Raw genomic sequence first — 3,161 nt, forward strand, 5'->3', positions numbered from 1 at the left:
CAATCTGTCGATGTTCGGATTGATTCTCGCGGTTGGCATCGTCGTCGACGACGCGATCGTGGTAGTCGAGAACGTCGAGCGCAACATGGCGCTCGGCATGGCGCCAAAAGAAGCCGCGCACAAGACTATGGAGGAAGTGTCAACGGCGCTGATTGCGATCGCACTGACGCTGTGCGCGGTCTTCATCCCGGCTGCCTTTATCAGCGGCATCTCGGGACTGTTCTTCAAGCAGTTTGCCGTAACGATCTCGGCGTCGACGATCATCTCGGTCATCGTTTCGCTGACACTCAGCCCAGCCTTGTGTGCGGTCCTGCTCAAACCTCACGACGCGCATGCCGAGCCGCGGGGTGTGGCTCGACTGCTGAAGACAGGATTCGGCTATTTCAACCGCGGATTCGAGCGGCTGTCGGCGAGCTACGGCCGAATGACCGCTCGTCTCGTTCGCGCCACCGCTGTCGTCGGTATTGTCTATCTCGGCCTTATTGGACTGGCGGGCGTTCAGATGTCGCGGATGCCCACGGGCTTCATCCCGGACCAGGATATCGGTTACCAAGCAGTGGTGATCATTCTGCCGCCGGGCTCGAGCCTGCAGCGCACGGATGAGGTCCTGCGACATGTGAACGACCTGGTTCTGAAGGTCCCGGGCACCGAACACACCTCACCAGTTACCGGATTTGATGTGACGACCTCGACGATCGCGCCCAATGTGGCCACGATCTTCTACTCGCTCCCCTCGCTTTACGGAAAGCACGTCCCGGGAGTCACGGCCGCTACGATGCTGCCCCGGGTTCGAGCCGCGCTGGCAGGGATCAAAGACGCCACAATCCTCGTCATCAACCCTCCGGCCGTGCAGGGCCTTGGCGCGGCGGGCGGCTTTAAGCTCATGGTCGAGGATCGCGGTGACCACACCCCTGCGGAGCTGGCGGCTGCCACGGCCGCACTGGTCAACGCGGCGAACAAGGATCCCAGCTTCGCTGGCGTCTACACGCTCTACAACGCAGGCGCGCCGTCGTTGTACGTGGACATCGATCGGGAGAAAGCCGAGAAGGTCGGACTGACACCAAGTGACATCTTCTCGACATTGCAGCTCTATCTTGGATCCGCCTATGTCAACGACTTCAACTACTTGAACCGCACCTATCAGGTCGTCGTCCAGGCCGATCAGGACTTTCGTAAGAACCAGGAGGATATCGCGCGGCTGAGAGTACGCAACTCGAGCGGCGAGATGGTGCCCATCGGCACGGTCGCGCACTTCAAGTATCAGACGACGCCCTACCGGCAGCCGCGCTACAACCTGTACCCCGCTTCCGACGTACTGGGATCAGCTGCCGCCGGCGTGTCATCTGGGACAGCGATGAACCAGATGGAGGAGATTGCAAAGAATGCGTTGCCGCCCGGTTTCGATATCGAATGGACGGAACTGTCTCACCAACAAAAGGAACAGGGCATTCCGACGATTGTGATCTTCGCCGCTTCGGCACTGTTTGCCTTCCTGGTGCTCGCGGCACAATACGAGAGCTGGAAGCTGCCCTTGGCAATTGTCCTGATCGTGCCGATGTGCCTCTTGGCTTCCTCGACGGGCTTGAGCCTGCGCAGTATGCCGATCGATATCCTCGCGCAGATCGCGTTCGTCGTGCTGCTGGGTCTTGCAGCGAAGAACGCGATCTTAATCGTGGAATTCGCCCGGCAGAAGCAGGATCACGAGGGCGATACGGCCGACGCGGCGGCGACCTCTGCCGCGAAGACGCGGCTACGGCCGATCCTGATGACCTCCTTCGCCTTCATCCTCGGAGTATTTCCGCTGGCTGTCGCGACTGGCGCAGGCGCCGAGATGCGCCAGTCACTTGGCACGGCGGTGTTCTCCGGAATGCTTGGTGTGACGATCTTCGGCCTGCTCTTCACGCCCGCTTTCTACACATTTATCCGTAGAAAGCGCCCCGAGAAGCGCGCCGTTACGACTCAGCACGATTTGACAACAATCAACGGACACAGGCGGCCGTCATGAATCCCACAATCTATACCCTCACGACAACGGTCGTAAGAAGTTTGCTGTTGAGTACGGTGCTGGCGGCTTGCGCCGTCGGCCCCAACTACCACAAACCCAAAGACGATCTGCTGCCTTTCCATAACAATCCAGTGGCAGCCGTTCGTGGCGATTCCGCGAACGTATCACTCGATACTTGGTGGACTGGCTTCAACGATCCCATGCTGTCGGAAGTGGTACAGCGCGCGCTGGCGCAGAACCTGGATCTGGCCGCTTCCATCGGGCGCGTGCAGCAGGCGCGGGCCGCAGCAGCAGGAGCCGGCGCAGCACTGTTGCCCAGTGCTGACCTCAATGCCTCGGCGACTTATGAGCGCCAGAGCACCCTGGGAGCATTCGGATCGGTCGCCTCGACCATCCCAGGCTACACACGGGGTATTCACGACTACTCCGTAGGCCCCTCGGCAAGTTGGGAAGTGGATCTCTTCGGGGGTCTTCGGCGTGCTGCCAGTGCGGCTCGCGCAGAGGCCGAAGCCGCAGAGGCCAACCATGCAGGGACTCGAATTACGGTCGCGGCTGACGCGGCCGATGCTTATCTGCAGATTCGGGGCTATCAGTCTCGGCTGGCACTGGCACAACAGCAGATTGCGGACGACGAGCATTTGCTGAACCTGGTTCACCAGCGATACGACGCTGGCGCAGCGACGGGACGCGAGATCGCCCAAGCGGAAGCCCTGCTCAAACAAGCCCGAGCGAGCGTCCCCCCGCTGTCGATCGGGCTCGAGCAACAGTTGAATCGGCTCGACGTGCTCATGGGCTCGCAACCGGGGACATACGCTCGGGAGCTGAACCAAGTGCGCGCCATCCCCGCGGTGCCAGCCATCCCCGCGAGCGATGAGCCGACCGAGATGTTGCGGCGACGTCCGGATGTCATTGCTGCCGAGCGTCGGCTTCTGGCTTCCAACGAGCGTATCGGCGCAGCACTGTCGGATTACTACCCCAAGTTCTCCCTGTCGGGTGCGCTCGGGTTCGAGACGGTGAGCAGCCATCTGCTTTCAAACCAGGCGTTCCAGCCAGCCGGCGGTGGCGCCATCCGTTGGCGGCTGTTCGACTTTGGAAGGGTCAATGCGGAGGTCGCTCGGGCACGAGGTAGCAACGCCGAGGCGCTTGCGTCCTATCG

The 3,161-nt window shown here is 61.3% G+C and carries 2 protein-coding genes; both read left to right on the forward strand.

All coding sequences use genetic code 11. From position 1 onward, the window contains the following. The coding region (locus JOY90_RS31980; RefSeq protein WP_291695085.1) for an efflux RND transporter permease subunit at window positions 1-2,005 on the forward strand (2,005 nt) is incomplete at its 5' end. Beyond that, window positions 2,002-3,161: efflux transporter outer membrane subunit (locus tag JOY90_RS31985; RefSeq protein ID WP_291695086.1), on the forward strand; the 1,160-nt coding region annotated here is incomplete at its 3' end. The genes JOY90_RS31980 and JOY90_RS31985, both read left to right, overlap by 4 nt.

Source organism: Bradyrhizobium sp. (genome assembly GCF_019242285.1).
GTDB lineage: Bacteria > Pseudomonadota > Alphaproteobacteria > Rhizobiales > Xanthobacteraceae > Bradyrhizobium.